The sequence below is a fragment of the Prolixibacteraceae bacterium genome, assembly GCA_019856515.1.
Taxonomy (GTDB): Bacteria; Bacteroidota; Bacteroidia; order Bacteroidales; family Prolixibacteraceae; genus Halosquirtibacter; species Halosquirtibacter xylanolyticus.
Window position 1 is genome coordinate 319,050 of record CP082230.1, and the last position, 18,292, is coordinate 337,341.

Sequence of the window (18,292 nt, forward strand, 5' to 3'; positions counted from 1 at the left end):
TATTCTGTAGTTGTAAAATACGATAGTTCTATTATCGGTAGTAGTTTATTACATCATATTGCTGTGGTCATTGAGTTTCAATTGTCTGAAGATTGAAATAACATTATCCAAACTATACAATATGATTCTATCATTATTATTTGAAGTATTCTGCCTATGATTGTCTACGTTCGTATTGAGTTGATTTATTTTTATTGTCCAATCAGTCTGAGATGATGTCGTTGATTCTTCAAAGAGAATTTGATATGTTTCGTTGATTATTGGTTTTATGCTCTCGCTGTATTGTTGAAGAACTCTATTCTTAATAATAATAGCGTTTTTCAGCATGGTATGATTAAGAAAAATTTGATTAAAAATCATTGCTGTTTCTAATTCTTTTGTTGAAGGTTCTTTTATTAATTCTCTAGAAATATTCATAAGAATGGTATCTAATATCATAGCTCTGTTTCTAGTGCTGTTATTTTGGTCATGTTGTTGGTGGATGATAGAATAAAGTGATTCTTTTAAGAATCTACGATTAATAGATGAGGTCTGTTCAAGAAGTGAGATATAGTCTTTGGATTGCCAACGGTGAAATATGAACCTTACGATTAGGAATGAAATTATTGATCCTAAAACTACGTTCATAATACGGGTTATCATGATGATGTCATTCAACTCAGATAGAAGGCTAAAGCCAGATATTGTGAATATGTTAATGAATATAACGGCAATGTAATATCTTCTTTTCAACCATATAAAGAAGCCGTAACTCGCTGTTGTCATTATAAAAATTTGACCAGCATATGTTGGTGCCATAAATGCTAATGCAGCTCCAGCTAATATGCCGATAATAGATCCTATGATTCTTTCAAAAATTTTCTCTGTCGTTTGATTAATCGTCGGTTGACATACAAAGAAACTTGTTAAAATAACCCAACCACCTTTAGGGAATGAGAATGCATATATTAGTATGCATACAATAAAAAAACACAAACTTAATCTTACTGCATATCTTAGTGACGAGTGGTTTAGTGTGAAGATTGAGAGTAGTTGGTCTTTTAGACTGATCGTGTAATTTCGGTAATTACTTCCATTGAGGTTTGATTGATCTTCCTTCGTGGATTCAGAAAGATTAAATGCTTCAATTATATTTCTAAATTTATGATCCTGTGGCTCTTTCTCTAATATATCGTGATAGGTAATATAGAAGGTTTGGATTATTTCGAATGTTCGTTCTAACTGGAGGTGTGTTGTCTGTTCTAGAATAGAGGTTGCTTGTTCTTTACAAAGATTCGATAAAAGGATATAGAATTGCCCTCTTATAAGTTGATTTTTTGTGTCTTCTGAACGATCCTCTTTTTTTACTTCTATCTGTATATAGCCGAATACTGTTTCAAAAAAGTTTAGTTTATTAATAAGAAATGATTTTTCATATAGATGTCTTTTGCTTTTCTTGATAAGAATATAGCAACGTTGTGATTCATACAGTAACGTTGATTCATATTCATGTAGTTGTTGAGGGTTTGCTTCTATTGACCGAATCGAGCTTCTAATTTCTATATATTTGCTTAGGGCGAAGAATGCTTTGGAGAGATGCTCTTCTGTTTTTCTATATGGATTATAGTACGAAAAAATATATGAGATAGATCCAAAGACAAATGCTCCTATTGCGAAAAGAGTAGGTTGTTCATACCATGTGCTACTGTGTGGCAATCCCAAGAAGGCATAAATTGATATCAGAATTGCTCCTGTTGTAATCCCTTTGAATATTTCATTAACACCACCCAAAAATGCCAATATAAAACTTAATATTACGAATGTCACAGTGAATACTATTGGGTGAGGTGAAACCAGCTCAATAATACTACCTATAATGAAGTAAGCCATCGAGTTTAAAATCGTAAAACGAATGTGATGATTGGTAGCTTCCCCTCCATCAGATATGGCTGTGCATAGAACACCCGTGGTGAGGCTTATCGCAAAAAATGCACTCTTGAACAGTGTTGCAATTGAAATTAGGATTACCATAGATATGGTAACCTTCAAAGCAAAAAACTTTGATGGGTGATACCAAAATGTGTTCTTTATGACCTTAAATAAATGGTTGTTTGTAAAGATCTGTTTCATAATCACATCACCTTTCCTTTTTTGATTGATCAAATTTCATCTTTGGATTATGATTGGGGTTTTATTCTTATCATTTTTAGGAGCATTAGATCGATTTTGGTCGCAAGATAACAGCCAATCAAAAAAATCATAATATCATTAAGCATAATGAGCAATATCTTGATGAAAGGGCTAATGGATGACATTGAATTAGGGGTGATATTGTACATGAGTGGAAACATAACTAGGGTTAACTGTAAAATAGATCTGAGTTTTTTGTTACCCATTGACACATACATGATACAAGAATATATTATTGCAATTAATATATATTGAATTGTATTGGGAGTAGTTTCAATTAATAAGTATTTCCATAAAAAAATGATGATAATCGAAATGATAAGGGACACTAGTACTGCTTTGATCGTGGGAAGTATTTGTGATTTAGTTGCAGTTATTCCAAGGAGTATTGTGAGAATAACACCTGCTCCTGCATGCATCGATTCTGGAGATGTTTTAATCCAAGCTGTGAATAATATATAGCAGATAATAACCCTGAAGAGATATATTATGACTTTGTTGTCAGAATGATTTTGAATGTTAGGCTGTTCAAAGTTTGGCTTAAATATATGATCATATGTGGTAATGATGAGTGCTGTAATAATACTTACACTTGCAACAATCAAAATACGATACATTAAGATTGAAATAAATTCAAGATTAAATCCAATATTTTTAACTCCAACTCCAAATACACCAATAGTCGCTATATATACAAAATATAGATATGAATTTCTGCTGTCTTTAATACATAGAACACCTGCTATGGCTATCGAAAGACAACATAACAGGTAGTACCATCTACTTTCAGTAATATAGGAAAAAATGATAAGAGAAAGTGCTCCAAGTAGGGTTGCAAAGATTCTCCGTATTGCTTTACTTACAGAAAGACCTTTGGATGGCGAGAATATAACAACTATAGTCATGAGCCCCCATTCAGAATGACGAATCTCGAATGTCTCTGTTAAAAAAAGGTATATTAGTATGATTGTTCCAAAAATAATACTAAGTCTCAATTGGTGTGTCATCAGAAATTAAGAAGTTAACACTATGCTGCATAATATAATACAACATAGTGTGGATGAATAAATTAATGTCGTAATTTTTCACTAAAAGCAACATTAAAAGAGGCGAGATCATTAGGATCAAGATGAATATTTACAACATTTAATCCTTTGGGTTTTTTCATTAAATTGAGAACTGTTTTCATCTCATTTTCTGTATATACCTCAAACCCTTTTGCGTTATTCTCATGTGCTCCAAATGCAATTGGCAGAAGATGATAGTTCCATACTTGAATATCATTGTATGATCTGTAAACATCTTTATGAATCGCTCTCTCCGCAGCGTATCCTTTGTTATTAAGTACATAAAGAACAATGTTCTTGTCATGTGCAATAAGAGTTGACATCTCTTGTGCAGTCATTTGGAATCCTCCATCTCCTAGAACTCCAATTACCCTGCGATTTTTTATGTCAGCAAAAGTTGCCCCAACCAGTGTTCCAAATCCAGATCCTAATGAGGCCCAATTTCCATTTCCTTGAATGATCGTATTGGGAGGAAATCCTATTTGTGAGCAGTTGATATAGCCACCGACCTCTCCAAAAAAGACATCCCCTTTATCAAAGTAGTGTGCAAACATCAACATAAGACGATCAATAGTGATTGGATCATCAGTCGGTACGACCTTTTCACAAACGTCATAATAAAATCGTTTCTCTTCCTTAATGAGAGGAAAGTCGTAGATATTATGCTTCTCTTGTTTAACCAACGCAGGAATAATATCTCTAAGGAATACATTTTCATAAGTTTTGTCTCCAATAATGACTTTGCTTTGAAGAAAATCGACACCGTTCTTTATGTTTCCACTAAAAATACCTGTGTCAAATTCATTATTAGTGACTCCTATCTTTAGTGTAAGATCTGATTTTTCAACATGATTAAGACATAGTTCAGTACTCATTGCTCCCATATAAAATCCAACAGAACAATCTAACCTTTCAAATGATCCGTTTTTCCCAACAAAACTTGTTGCAACTGTTGCTCCAATCTCTTCAATAAGTGATAAAACATCTTTCTCAAGATATTCTCTTTGTACTAGGTGTCCTACGAGAGCATTCCTAGTTTTACTTTTTGTAAGCATCACCGAGAGTTGTTTAAGACAAGCAACTAAATTCAGCTTGTTTGACTGTCCTTGCATTAGATTGATGGGATTCCCATCCCACTCTATTTCCTTGGATTGTAAATCATATGGTAATTCAATGTATACAGGTTTTTTATAGCACAATGATGTTCTAATCAAGTCATCTATCATTGTTATCGCATCTTCTGATCTCATTAATCGTTTAGACTTAATTGTTATTTGATCAAACAACCTAAGTGTAGCATCCAAATCTGTTCCTAGTACATGATGATATAATTTATCAGATGGTGTATTGAATACTTCCGTTTTAGGGCTACCTGCGATTACGATTAAAGGAATATCATCAGCGTATGCTCCTGCTACAGCATTTGTAGTGTTGAGTGCTCCTGGTCCATGAGTAACAGCGACTGCGCCAAATCCATTGATCTTCGAGTAACCATCTGCATTGTATGCACCATTTAATTCGTTGGTAACACCAATATGCTTAACACCATGGTCTCCATCAAGTAATACATCAAAGAAGGGGAGGACATAATCTCCTGGGATGCCAAATAGATAGTTTACATTCACCTCTTTAAGTCTTCTAAGGAGAAAGTCAGAAATTGATATTTTCATTATTAAGAGTTTTAGATGTTTTATTACTAACCGATAGTACAACTCTTTTGTTTCATGATTTTCTTTAAGGTTTGATAATATTCTCAAATATGGAAATGTTTGTCATGACAAATAAAAGTTATATATTTGTCATGACAAGTATTTCTGTGTTGTGAATAAAAAACATTTTCGAGTTATGAATAAAGAAACTTTTATTGAGAATTATAGAACAGCTTTTGGTAACTATGAATTGCCAATTGTTTTTTGGTATTCCAAAGAACCTGCTGTTCAATGCAGAAAAAGTAAAGGATGTTACTTAAAAGACCTTGATGAATGTAGACAAGGAGGGCTTTTGAGTTATGGTTTAGATGATATTAGTTGTCCTGGAGGTAAAGTCTATGCTGGGTTCTCAGAGGAACCACCTTTCTTAAGTGGGTTTGTTTCTGGAAAAGAGAAGTTTAAAAGTAGACCTGAGTTGGTTACACGTTTTATTGATGAACTTAATTTGCCAAACTTGTCTACAAAATACTTGAATTTTGCTCCTTTGTCTTACATTGAGGATCTTAAAATGGTTGAAGGACTGGTGTTTTTTGCTACTCCTGATGTGCTTTCTGGTTTAGTTTATTGGGCCCAATTTGATAGTAATAATAATGATGCAGTTAGTGTTCCTTTTGGATCGGGATGTAGCTCGTTATTATCACAAACATTAGTCGAGAATAGTCTCGGAGGTAAACGAACGTTTATTGGACTCTTCGATCCAGCAGCTAGAAGTCATTTTAATGAGAATATATTAACTTTTGCTATTCCGATGTCTCGATTTGAAGAATTGTATCATACTTTTGACCAATGCTGTCTACAAGGCACTCATGCATGGCAAAAAATAAAAGATAGGATAGATGGATAAATTTAATTTAGAGACGTCGATTAATTATAATATTGCTCGAATAGCGATGCTTTTAAAAAGGAAGGTTACACAAATTATTGCAGATTATGATCTTTCTATAACGCCTGACCAATGGGTAATATTATATTATTTATGGGAACATGAAAAAATGACTATTGGCAACTTATCCAAAGTCACGAGAAAAGATTATGCTAACATTACCCGAATCGTTGATAAACTAGTTAATCTCGGTTATGTTAGGAAGGAGAAGTCCACAGAAGATAATCGAATAACTTATGTTGAAGCGCTTTCAAAATCTCACGAAATAAAGAATGCCGTTGAGTCTTGTTGGATTGCATCAACTGAAATAAGTATGAGAGATATAGGAGAGGACGAACAAAATATGATATTAGATCTTCTTAGGAGAATAGAACAAAATATTATTTAGCCTGTCATAGCTGCGAAGTCAGTCATATCTTGCATATGCAGATATTTGTTCGACTATAAATATCTTTCATCTAATTTAAAATATTAACTATGAACAAACTTCGTAATGACTCTAGGTTTATTTCTTTAATACACTGGATTACATTTGTACTATTGATCTTCGTTGCAATTTCTGGAGTGAATATTTTCTTAGATGTTGATCGTATTAGTATAGGTGTTATTATCCATCTTATTATAGGCTCACTGATTTTTTGTTTGACATTTATTCGTGTGCTATCTTTACGTAAGACCCAAATCAAAAGGATAAATAATATTTCACTATTTCATCAGAAAATAATCAATATTGTTCATTTTTTGATATATGCTTTGTTGTTTATTATTCCCATTACTGGGGTGGCAACACTATTGAATCAAGGTCAAATTAGTGAAGTTCCACTGCTTTTTCATCAATTACTTTTTCTTTTACTCTGTATGTTGATTGTAATTCATATTGTTGGTGTAGTGAAACAATTGCTTTCTACAAAAGCATTGTTTGATTGATAAAAGTCAGTTATAGATTTTCGTAAAAAGGTTCAATTGGCTTTTGAAAAGCTTCTTGAACCTTTAATTTTTTTACTTCATTATGTCTAGGTATGATTTTGGAGACATCCCGAAAAAGTTAGTAAAACTACTAGAAAGGTGTTGAATACTACTAAACCCAAAATGGTAAGCTACTTCCGAAATTGTCATTTCCTGAGCAAGAAGCATCTCTCGTACTTTCTGCATTCTAATGGTCGTGTAGTAATTGTAGATAGTTTTACCATAATACTGTTGAAATAATGCTTGTAATTGGTTCTTGTGTATACCAACCTCTTTTGATAATTCTGTAACATTTGGGCGATGTGATAGATCTGATATAATTCGATCACGTATATCGGTTACTTTCTTCTGTTGATAATCAGACACCTTATTGTCAATAGGAATAGGTTCTGTTTCAACCTCATTAAGATAGGTCATGGAAACCAAGAAGAGCTCTTCTAGTTTTAGACGGAAAAGTTTTGTTTGTATTTCTTTATCATAAAGAAATACATGGCCTAGAGAACTAAGAAGATGGATCAAATCTACTTTCGCATCGAAGTAATAGAAAAAGCTTTCTTTCTTTTCAAAGTACTCTTTGGCTTTGGGATTTGTTAAAAGGTTAAATGAATTATGCGAAAAGAATGCTTTGATTGTGTGAAATCGATCTCCCTTTTTGTAATCACCTTTAATATTTATATTCGTTGTACTTGTATAAAAGCCTTGATGACGAAACTTATATAGATTGTCATTATTAAGATTCTGCACCTGAAGACTGTTATTGAAAAATGAAGAGACGTGCGTAAAGTGATCATTCCTCTGATAAGTTATATTAAAGTGGATGTCTTCATGGAATGTGAGGTAGAATAGAATAAAGTAGGTTTGATGAATTTCATGAAAATAGATGATTCCTGAAGCAGAATTAGTATCCACTTGTAAGAAGTTTGGTGTAATCCAATCTCCATCAAAGATCTCACATATTTTATCTTTATGTTCTTGAAAAGAGGTGATATTTATGGCAAAATTCATCATGTTAAATCCTTTTATTGTACCTTGGTGTGTTACTTTACACTTTGTATATAGATCTAAGATATACAAAAACGTAATGAATTAAAAGCTTCAAGGATATGATTGTAATGCATGTTTATGTGATGAATATTAACTTCAGGTTACTTGTTTTATCTCAATCTTACTAGTTTAGATAAATGACTCTCTTGCCTGCCAAACATGACCTAAAGACTGATTGTTTGTTTGAAAATCGATAAAGCTCCTAGTTCAAAGCACTCTGATTCGACTCTCTTTCTACTCTCATTCGACTATTGTTCATATATCCCTCACATATTGGGCACATATTAGTTATGTCTTCTTCACACAATATGTGATGTAGATCTAAACAATATATGACCAATGTACGAATAATAGTAGGAAGAGGGTCGGGACAGAGTCGAGTGAGATCGTATCCATGTCAGAAGTTGATTTGTCAAGTTGTGTTTTAATGATTTGTTATTTCGTATTGGGCATACGATTACATGTTTTTATTTTGATGAGTATATTCTTTTTTTCGTTTGTTGATATGTTTAGAGTCCAATAGAGGCTGTTGTCAAGGTGTTTTTTATTTCCTTTGATTAAGAAGGAGGTATGTGGTTCGAAGATAAAATGTTCTTAATTGATTTTAGGTGTAACAGTAATATTATCAGGTTTATGATTTTTTTACATTTTAATTGTAACAAAATGGGGTATTCGTTTGTCTAATAATTATAGAATGGGTTTTATCGCAAAATACTGGGTTGTGATAGAATCTAATTTTAATTGTACAATTTCTGTTTTCATATTGATTTCGTTAATTAAAGGAGGCATTTATTCTGAAACTTTAAAAAAGTCTCCTGCTTTTTACACCAGAGCTACTCTTTAAATGCGAGAAGCTTTAGCTTCAAGAATGAGTAGTCTTTGGTGTAAATGTTTAAGTTTAACGATACAATTTATCTCGAGAGAAAATTCTTTAGTTCTTTAGCTGTTATAATTAGTTGACTCAGTGGTTGGTTCTCTTCGATATATTCAATGAAATTGTGTTTTAATCCCATCTTCTGATAGTAATATTCCTGTTGTTCTCTGTTTCTTTGTTCTTCAACTGTGACCGTTAACCTTTCACGACTGTTTAGTGCAGGGATTTTTATACAACAAGAGTCATGAACCATCCGATTATTTCCTGCTAAGAATAAGTTTATCCCACATCCGTAAACAATCCCATCTTTAGGAATTACTGTGTTCATATTTAAAACTCTAATCATATTGCCGAGTATAATGCTTTGATTTTGATCAAAGCTACCTGGAATGGTGTCAAGAATAAGTGTTTTTGCTTTGGGGAATTTCTTGATGGCACATTTGAAATCCGAGACTGAATTGTAGTATATGTAACCTTTCGCTGTTAATGTGTCTCTATTTTTGCCTTTGGGTTTAAATGTTAGACCTTGGTTTAAGAGTCTACATGTAACAAATTGACCTGTTTTGGTATGAATGAAGTAGTTTGGAGATTCAGATATGGATATTAGACATATGATAATCGCTCCCCATAGATATAGAATAATTTTTTTATTCATAGTACGTTTTTGATTTTACAGTATTGGTAACTTGAAGGGGAGCGATAATTACATTGGTTTATTACTTATTGTTTGATATTATGATAATTTTAATCGGTTAAATAGTGAAAGTTGAATATGTGAAATAAACATTCTATTTTTCATTTTTATAGTTAATTCTTATTGTGTTACTTTATTTTTTATTCCAATTTCAAAGTCGTGTAACTCTTTTCGTATAAAGATTTGATCTGAGGAGGCGATACCGATGCAAAAATGTTCTTTGGTATATGATAGAGTGAAAATAAGTCCATAGTACTCCTGAAGTGGATAATTAAATGCACCATTACGAATAAGATCCGGATTCTGTAAGAGCTTGTCCGATTTGCCATGGTTACTAATATAACAGTGATGTTTCTTGCTTAATTTAACAAATGGAGAAAGCAGCTCTTTGTCTTTTTTATTCTTTGTCAGAATCGTTGAAAGGAGGTAAGATGCTTTAATATAGTTCGGTGATTTATATTTATGTATCGTTTGGTGAATGGTTTCCATTTTTTTTGAAAGATTCATGTGTTTATCTACTTCTATGGAAATGCTATTCACTGCATTTCCGAAAAGATCAAGTTTTTTGTTTCTTATGTTTTGTGGAATGGAGATAATGCATTGATGTGCCGTTAAATGACCCTTCATTTCTATTAATTGCTCAGAAATAAGAGCTACTAACTTCGTATTGTTCGAGTAATCTTGAGACTCTGCTCCTAGTTTTTCCCTACGGATATAAAAGGAGTGGTAGTTTACTTTTGTAGAAGCCTTTGTATAAATCTTTTCTATAGACTTCTCTTTTTTAGAGAATTTCATGCTACGAATAAGATGTTTTGCAAGGCAGAAAGGAAAATTAACCTTCTTGAGGATTGTTTTGTGGCTAAGAGAGTCTAAGATTTCTGCATCACTCACATCATAAGGTGGTGATTCGACCTGTTTTTCGTCAATAATATTCCATAATTGTTCAGTCAGAGCTAAAGCAGAATGCCCATCATAGTAGATATGATTATGTAAAAAGAGTAATGTGCTTTGACTCTTTGTGGTAATGTGTACTAGAATTAATGGGGCTTCATTAGAGCTTGAAATATATTCATTGACCTGCATAGATAAAAAATGCTGAATACTTTCATCCATACTCTCTTTGGATGGTTTTAATTCATGATAAAATGATGAAAACTTATGATCATTATACATATAATCATCATCTATGATCTTAAGTTTCTTGTTTAGTTTTGGGTAATGACTATATATTTGCTTAAGTGCTTCTTGTAATTTGGATCCATCAAGGTTGTTCTTGTAATGCCAGTATTGATAAAAATACTGATATGAGTCTCTCTTGTTGATTTCAAATTTGATTTTGTCTAGAAAATTGATTTTCATTTTCATTTAGTTTATATTGTTCAATTGATATAAACTAAATATCGTTAAAATATGTTTTATGGAGATGTGTTATTTATCTTAAGTTAACTTATTGGTGTGTTATTGATGATTTATTTCGAATCTCGTTCTATTTGGGTCATAAAAAGAGTATGATATTCTTATAAAGATATAAGGATGAAGTTTAAGTCGAAGTAGAACAAGAAACTTTCGATATGTCAGTTAACTACTTTGTGCTAATAAAAAAGAATCAATGAAAAGATATTATTTCATTGATTCTTTTCAATATAATTTAAAGAGAAGATCGTTCTTTGCTCTAAATTATGGATTTATAGTATCTCTACAATATTAATTACTCGATTCGATTGGTTTATTAATTTACATTTGATTATTTCTTCAACTTGAGGAATTCTGTATAACTTCTCATTTATGTTATGTCGTAATATTTCTCCATTATTTCTAGTTAACTCTATTTTAAGACCATCAGTGTTGTCTTTAAATAAAATATAACCATGTTCTTTTACCCGTTTCGTAATCGTAATTTCATTTTTTGGTTTTAATGGGTATGCTGTTTGGAAATCTCTATCATAAAGACGATTTTCAATATCTATAGCATGATTAAATACCAAATTAAATTTTAAGAGTCTTACAGGCTCGGATTTATTGGTTTTATTTTGAATAACCAATCTTTTAATTGAACGATCTATTTTAAAAGAGCCATTAATAATCCCTGTCTTTAGTACAATTTTTTTGTTGTCTTTATCTGTGACATAACACTCTAATTGATTATACTGCTCTCCAAGATCAAGGTTCAGTTCTTTTATGTTTTCGTTTCTCAAGAAAGAGAGAATGATTTTTTGATTTGGGTTAATAGTAGTAATTTCGAGTTTTTTATTAAAACTAAGACTATTTTGATCCATATTAAATGGCATATTTCTAAATGGACGACTTGAATATATTAATGTAGCGTATGGTTCGTTACGGTTGATAAAAATATCATGAATCTTCACCCAATTACCTTTTCCTTTTGTTGGATTATATTTCGAAACATATCTGATATAACGAGCTTGTAAAGGATGGTCATTTCCAGTAAAGTGAATAATAGGTCCAGAATATTTTTGGTTTGATAGTAACTTCCATGATTTTCCATCGTTTGAGTACTCTAGTACTCCTTCTTTGATATGATCTCTTGAGCTAGATTGATATATATCGATAGAATGTATTGGCGTTGGATTCATTAAGTCAACACCAATATAATCCCCTTCTTTTATAGGCTTTTTAAATGTATAGCTTGTGTTTATGTCTTCATCAAATACATTATTAGAATTAGCTCCAATGGTAGTATAGCCAAATAACTTTGGTTCTTTTACTTCATTGCCTGTTATTTTTGAAATGAATTCTAGCTTTTGTTTTTTATCCGTAGTTTTTAAAAATGGCTGTAGAACACTACTACCTACTTCAACACCACGACCAAGGTTTTCCGTTTGACTTATTGAGGCTATTCGATCTTTTATTTTTGATGTCGTAAGCAAAAGTTGCCAAGCCTGTTTTAGATTTCCGTCGTTTAGATATTTTTGTTGATCTAGTAAGTTTATTCCAAGGTAACCAGCCCATTTAAACTGATGTAACCAAGGTGTAATTTCACGTTTTAGATCAGTATCATCTAGTCGAAGTAAAATATTCTCCGCTGATATAATCATTTGTTGAAATTGCTCTCTCAATGCTTCTAAGTTATGACTATCTATTAGTTTTTTAAATTCTATGGATTCTTTTCCAGTTTTCCATCCCCAAGATGCGTTCGCATCAACATTAAAGTCTGCGAAAAACTTGTATTCGTCAGCTACTTCGGGTAATAAGGTTTCAATCGATCTATTCCATGATTTAATGGGATCGAACGCTTTTACATTCCATGCATATTCAGATGCACTGAATAACGATATTTCTGATGCCGTTGCATATTCCATTGGATTCGCAACAAAACCATTCATACCATTTGCACCTTTACTGGTTAATCCATAGCATGGGCCGAGAAGAAGATTGTGCGTACAGTAATCACTTACAGGATAGTTCCACCATATATAAGCATTACGATTAATTCTTTTTCGTACCCAATCAAGTGTCGATTTAGTAATATGTCCAACCACTGCATCTCCTGTCCACATTACCTGAACCGATTCATTCATGTCATCTCCTAAGATACTTAGATATCCTGTATCGCTAGGATCAGCCCACTGTTTTGTATATTCTGTAGGACACATAATTAGAGGTGTGAGATCGGCATGTTTTGAGTAGAATTTATCAATAAGATGGTTCAAAAGGGATGCCTGGTTTTTAGGATCGGTACCAATTCCTGAGATGTCATCAAAGAAGACTGCAAAACCTCTGACTCCAAGTTTATACATACTTTCGAATTTGTCAACCAATGCTTGTTGGTCTTTATTATCCCATTGAATATCTTTTCCTGGGTGAATTGCCCAGACAAAATCAACGTGATTCTTTACGGCAATGGCAGTAAGTTTTTTAATTTCATTGGCCTGTTTTTCTGGATAAGGTTTTCTCCAGTTTGGTGAACTGTGATATGGGTCGTCTTTGGGGCCATAGATGTAAGTATTTAGACGGTGTTTTCCATAGAACTCTAATTGTCTTTTTCTGTCTTCAAAGCTCCATGGTGTTCCATAGAAACCTTCGACCACTCCTCTGTGTTTAACATCAGGAAAATCAATAATCTCTATATTATTGCACTCCTGCTTTAAAAGTTGCTTAAGAGTTTGTAATCCATAGTGTACTCCTCTGTCATCAAAACCAATAAGACAAAGTTTGTTTGAGGTCATCTGTATTTTATATGCTCCAGATTTCTTAGGAACTTCCTTGCCATACTTCTTAAAGTGTTTTGATGAACTGAGTCCTATAATTATTTTAAGATCTGCTCTAGGGTTACTATTAGGAAATATAAGTTTAATTGAATTGGAGTGTTCTATAGATAATTTTGGATCACTCTTTATTTGGTATGAGCGATCAAAATCAAATTTCTTTCCATCCTTAATGTTTAGCTGTGTTATTTGTTGAGGAGTTGGAAAAATAGATGGTATATTCTGTGCGAAACTGGTGAAGTTTAGCAGCAATATCCATAGTAAAAGAGTTCTTCTTGTCTTCATAATAATCACTTTTTCTATTAGTTGTATGTAATTTTCAGTGTTTTGCTTATGAAAGTACAAAAAGATTCCAAGATAGTTTGTGCGAAATTCTGGTTAGGTAATAATTTAGGTTTTTTTTATAGAATAATTTCCGTAGCAGAACTGCTTGTTTTTACTCATTGGAGATCTCAAATTTATAGGATGATCATAGTTGTTTGAATTAATCATTCTGAGTTCCATGAATAATTGAAGTTGTGCTATTAATCCAAGAGTTTATCTCAATATTTTGAATATAAGCGTTGTTCTGTTGTATCATAACTTGGAAGATATAATTAGTATTGCTTGTCAAATCAATAGGAGGAATAGGAATTTTAAATATATCTCCATTTTGATAGCTTATTGTAAGGGTACCATGTGTATACCTATTCATTGGTGGAACAAGAGCAGAAAAAGAGGTTCTATTATTTTTATTGAGGTTAATTTTGTCTTTTGTATTATTGTCGATGTATAGTTTGAAAGATGTAGATACATTGGATATTGAAACTGATTGGACCTTAGAGTTGGTCAATGATTTTTTTATATCTACAGTGACTTTATTTAAGAGTGGTTTAAAATATAATGGTATTGGAAGCTTATTGTTCCTTTTGTCAAAATCTTCAACTTTTGCATACAATACATTCTCTTGAGGCATAATATTTTGATTTAATAAGATAGAAAATGCCAATAGAGAATCATTAATTAATTTGTTTATCGGTTAGTATTCCAGTATGGTGAATATGCATATATTGTAATTATTGGTCTATGTTCTGGCCAATATGTTTTTTCTCAGGCATAAATAAGTGATGCCTATCTGAAATGTATTTTTGATTTTTTTGAAATAAAACATTGATGGATCCTGTAAGCATTCTTCCATTGTTGGAGTAGACTCCTATTGCTGTTCCTTCATTAAAAAAAACTCCAGAATTAGAGTTTATGTGATTGTCTTCGATATGAGTGGATATGTACAATGGTTCCTTTATCGTTGTGTAATCAGTATTAACAAGAAGACAAAATGATAATATTTGTTAGGATTAAAGAGATCTTTATCATCATGGTTCTGTGTTGTTTCTATTAAAGAGGGAGTCTAAGAACAGAATTATGTTCTTAGACTCTTGTAATGGTTAATTTGTAGATGTTGCATTGACATCTTGAGAATCTTCTGACCACCAATATCCAACAGTAACGGGTGAAACTGAAATAACTTTTTTATCCAAGAAAACATTATATTTATAACTGTAACCACCTTGAAAGGTAGTAGATGGAAGTGATGCAATAAAACTATTGCCATCATTACGATATACAGCTATTTCAACATCTGTAGCTTCATCAATCGGAGGGATGATTGATGTGAAATTTTGTCCGGCATCAAAGAGATCCAATCGAATATTAACTTTGGGTTGTGATGGTATTGTTAGATCTCCAGAAGCTAAATTTAGCTCCACATTTTTGTAAACATTATTGATTACAACACTGTCGATTTGATTTGTAATGAGTGTCTCTGTTCCACTAAATAGTTGTACTGCTACCCTGCATAGCTTGTGTTCAAATGAAAGAGGAATATCAGCTCCAGATGTTACACCTAATGATTTTGCATATACTAAATCATAATCAAAAGCAGAATTCCCTATGTTTTGGTTTAAAGCCACAGAAAAGCTTAACGTTGTTGTTCCAGCATCTACTCCTCCTTCTTTATATGGATGATAGGCAAAGAAATTTAAAGAACTGATGTTCGTTGGCCAATAAACCGGAGTCTCTCCTTCAGATAGTGAAATATTATCACTTGCATCAGAGGTGTAACTGATATTCTCGAAATAATTTCCTGAGGCAGCTAAGGTTGCTGTAGATGAATAGATGCCTATTTTGTCATCGTTGTTGAAACTAATACCATAAAATGCTGTTTTACGTTTCGTTACATCGATTGATTCTAGTGATTTAATAGATGTTGTAAACGTGACTTGCTTTTTATCCATTAGATTGTTACTGTCATGATTCACATCATTACTACATGATGTGAATAGAATTATCATGAATCCTATGGTGAATATTTGAATGGTGATAGTTGTTTTCATAATATCTAAGTGTTGAGGGTTTTATATTGCTTCTTAACACATTATTCGAATGAATGTTTTTGTTAATTGTTATCGCTATTAATTTCTTTGGTCATCCTCGAGTGTTATCTGGTTGGTGATATTAGAAAAATACTTAGATAGACATGATTCTTGTGAATATCTTAGAGTCGAAAAATGTATTTGAAGATGTTTTAGAGTTTAATAATATGATTTATACCGTTTTTGTGCTCTATTAATGACTGTATTGTAACTATTATTAATTGAATCATATCATTGAAAGAAATAATGATTGAATAGTGAAAAAATGACATTGTATATTTTTTCAAGCTAGAGTTGTGATAATATTAGACTTTGTCATATTATTATCGATATTAAGTGTTTTATTATTAGGTTGTTGTTGTTTTTGTGTCATGTTTTTTTGTTGTGTTTATTCCTTAAGGACAGTGATACAATAGTTGCAAATAATGATAGAGAATATATCATAAATGGAGATGGAGAGTGATTGATTGTTTATGGTGTTCAAATGGTTACTCCATTGTTACGAATTGTGATGTTCGTTTTATAAGCTAACCTCTAATAGCTATATTTTAGCAATCATCAATGTTGTGGTGACGTCGCCTAATTATTTATACATTGAATTTCACACTCTCAATTTTTTTTAATGGATTTATTTAATAATGTACAGCGAAAATTACTTTTAGGTATGGCTTCTGTTGGGATTCTTGCTCCAACTACAGTGGTAGCCTCTGAAAGAGATGATTCGAAAACGAATTTCGTCGTTATTATGTGTGACGATGTGAGTTTCGATATGTTTGGGTGTTATGGCAACGCAAAAACGCATACTCCCAATATTGATAAATTAGCCTCTGAAGGAGTCGTGTTTAGTACTGCATGGAATTCAGCCATATGTAGCCCTGCGAGAGCGGAGATCTTGACTGGATGTTATGGTACAACAACAGGTTCTTATTATAATGCTTTTGCAATACCAGAAGGGAATAACCGGAAAAATACAAATAAGATTTTTCATAATCACCCAACTTTTTCTAAGATACTACAGGACCAAGGGTATAAGACAGCAGTCGCAGGTAAATGGCATATCGGTGGTGCGGAACATCAAGATGAAGCATGTGCTGGTTTTGATACTTACTGTATGTGGGAAGGAGTTCAAACTTATAAAGAGATTACAAATAAGACATGGAGTGGCGGAACAGAAACTCCAGCTATGGTCACCAATTCAAAAAGTGTAAAATCAGCACGTTATTGGCATCCATGTATTATCCAAGACCATAAAGAGGTTGAGACAAATTCTACTGATTTTGGCCCCGATATTTTCTGTAAATTTATTTGTGATTTTATTGATACTTCCTCAAAGAGTAGCTCCCCGTTTTTAGCATATTATCCAATGACATTGCCTCATGGTCCCTATGTCGAAACACCTCTGAGAACGAAGAGTGGAAGTAATCATCCTAACAAAGGTTCAAAGATGCCTAATGATCAGAGATTTGAGGAGATGATTGATTATATTGATATTCTTGTTGGTCGTATTTATGAAACTCTTGAGAGAAATAATCAAATTGATAATACAGTAATCATCTTTACTGCGGACAATGGAACTGCAGTAACTGCAAAATCGAGGGGAGTTGAACGTGCCGTTCATGTGCCGTATATTGTTTGTGGTAAGGGGATCAAGAAAAGAGGTATGACACATGAAATATGTGATGCAACTGATATTCTTCCAACCATCATTGGTTTATCAGAAAATGATTACCCTAAAAACTTTTCCTGTGATGGTGTTGATATGACCCCTTTCTTAACTGGACAGAGTGATACACATAAGGATGTGATTATGGCATGCTCTGCTTCAACACAAATGCTTCGAACTAGAGATCACCTTTTGGAAGTTGTTGATCCAATATTGGGGGTGCCCAATGGTCGTTATTATTATTGTGGACAACATAATAATGGCAAAGGTTATGAGAGAGCGGAAGATAGAAAGGGCTCTCAAAAGACACTTCAGATGTTTAAAGATCTATTACAGAATAAATATGTTGGACTCAAGAAGAATCATCCTTATTTAAAAACAAAAAGAGGAGATCGCTTTATGCGTCAATATGTTAAACCAAAGTCTGTTAAGAAGCATTTGTATAATCATAGAGATTACCAATTTTATGATGAAAGTATTGTATTTGAAGAGTCCACAAAGTGGACACCTACTACGGTAGTAAATTAATTATAGATGCGTGCAGCTTGTTTACCGATAAGCTGCACGTTTAATTTTAATAATTTTT

At 32.5% G+C, this 18,292-nt stretch carries 13 protein-coding genes; 4 read left to right on the forward strand and 9 right to left on the reverse strand.

The genetic code is table 11. The annotated features are described in order from the left end of the window. Positions 1-48: 48 nt before the first annotated feature. From K5X82_01075 to K5X82_01085, 3 genes are all read right to left on the reverse strand, one after another. Positions 49-2,109, reverse strand: a complete 2,061-nt coding sequence (locus K5X82_01075; protein QZT37499.1) for an FUSC family protein — start codon at positions 2,107-2,109, stop codon at positions 49-51. Between the two features lie 47 nt (positions 2,110-2,156). After that, positions 2,157-3,176, reverse strand: coding sequence for an FUSC family protein (locus tag K5X82_01080; protein ID QZT37500.1), 1,020 nt, complete (start codon positions 3,174-3,176; stop codon positions 2,157-2,159). Between the two features lie 62 nt (positions 3,177-3,238). Next, a complete protein-coding gene (locus tag K5X82_01085; protein ID QZT37501.1) occupies positions 3,239-4,906 on the reverse strand; it encodes a hypothetical protein in 1,668 nt (555 codons plus the stop codon). Between the two features lie 175 nt (positions 4,907-5,081). Here K5X82_01085 and K5X82_01090 point away from each other — a divergent pair, with 175 nt between their 5' ends. From K5X82_01090 to K5X82_01100, 3 genes are all read left to right on the forward strand, one after another. After that, positions 5,082-5,789 (forward strand): DUF169 domain-containing protein, encoded by a 708-nt coding sequence (locus tag K5X82_01090; GenBank protein QZT37502.1) that lies wholly within the window; start codon positions 5,082-5,084, stop codon positions 5,787-5,789. After that, on the forward strand, positions 5,782-6,216 hold the full coding sequence (locus K5X82_01095) for a MarR family transcriptional regulator (protein ID QZT37503.1): 435 nt from the start codon (positions 5,782-5,784) through the stop codon (positions 6,214-6,216). Before K5X82_01090 ends, K5X82_01095 begins: the two co-directional genes overlap by 8 nt. 89 nt (positions 6,217-6,305) lie before the next feature. After that, the gene (locus K5X82_01100; GenBank protein ID QZT37504.1) at positions 6,306-6,755 is read left to right on the forward strand and encodes a cytochrome b/b6 domain-containing protein; all 450 of its coding nucleotides are present in this window, start codon (positions 6,306-6,308) and stop codon (positions 6,753-6,755) included. A gap of 72 nt (positions 6,756-6,827) precedes the next feature. Here K5X82_01100 and K5X82_01105 read toward each other — a convergent pair whose 3' ends face one another. From K5X82_01105 to K5X82_01130, 6 genes are all read right to left on the reverse strand, one after another. Then, complete coding sequence (locus tag K5X82_01105; protein ID QZT37505.1) at positions 6,828-7,802, reverse strand: AraC family transcriptional regulator; 975 nt, start codon at positions 7,800-7,802, stop codon at positions 6,828-6,830. A gap of 947 nt (positions 7,803-8,749) precedes the next feature. Beyond that, positions 8,750-9,367, reverse strand: coding sequence for a hypothetical protein (locus K5X82_01110; protein ID QZT37506.1), 618 nt, complete (start codon positions 9,365-9,367; stop codon positions 8,750-8,752). A 159-nt stretch (positions 9,368-9,526) separates the two neighbouring features. Next, positions 9,527-10,765 (reverse strand): hypothetical protein, encoded by a 1,239-nt coding sequence (locus tag K5X82_01115; protein ID QZT37507.1) that lies wholly within the window; start codon positions 10,763-10,765, stop codon positions 9,527-9,529. Between the two features lie 326 nt (positions 10,766-11,091). Beyond that, entirely contained in the window at positions 11,092-13,917 is a 2,826-nt protein-coding gene (locus K5X82_01120; protein ID QZT37508.1) for a beta-N-acetylglucosaminidase domain-containing protein, read from the reverse strand. A 199-nt stretch (positions 13,918-14,116) separates the two neighbouring features. Next, positions 14,117-14,587 (reverse strand): hypothetical protein, encoded by a 471-nt coding sequence (locus tag K5X82_01125; protein QZT37509.1) that lies wholly within the window; start codon positions 14,585-14,587, stop codon positions 14,117-14,119. Positions 14,588-15,056: 469 nt separating this feature from the next. Then, positions 15,057-16,004 (reverse strand): fimbrillin family protein, encoded by a 948-nt coding sequence (locus tag K5X82_01130; protein QZT37510.1) that lies wholly within the window; start codon positions 16,002-16,004, stop codon positions 15,057-15,059. A 661-nt stretch (positions 16,005-16,665) separates the two neighbouring features. On the opposite strand from K5X82_01130, the gene K5X82_01135 reads away from it, so the two are divergent. Next, entirely contained in the window at positions 16,666-18,234 is a 1,569-nt protein-coding gene (locus K5X82_01135) for a sulfatase-like hydrolase/transferase (protein ID QZT37511.1), read from the forward strand. Positions 18,235-18,292 lie beyond the last annotated feature (58 nt).